Genomic DNA, 263 nt, shown 5'->3' on the forward strand with positions numbered 1-263 from the left:
AAAATGACCATCGGCTGGCTAAGTGCAACCGGTGCAAGGTTCTCGCCATTGACCCGTACGGTATTGTAAGCAGCCCAGCCATGCCCGTCGGTAGCCGAAAGGTAAAGCTGCTGCGGCTGGATAATCGCCCCGGAGATAGACAGGATGTTTCCGTCCACCCAGGCGTGGATGGCGTTGCCGTTATTTTCGATACTCCCAAGAGAGAAGGACAACGCTTCGTGATCCCGGTCCACAAAGTATTCGTTCAGATCCAGCTGAGTCAG

At 54.8% G+C, this 263-nt stretch carries 1 protein-coding gene; it reads right to left on the reverse strand.

Going from position 1 to position 263, the window contains the following annotated elements:
* A partial coding sequence (locus tag BN3772_RS29500) for a hypothetical protein (protein ID WP_042204237.1) occupies nt 1-263 on the reverse strand: 263 nt, incomplete at both ends.

The sequence above is a fragment of the Paenibacillus camerounensis genome (genome assembly GCF_000723885.1).
GTDB classification, from domain to species: Bacteria; Bacillota; Bacilli; order Paenibacillales; family Paenibacillaceae; genus Paenibacillus_AQ; species Paenibacillus_AQ camerounensis.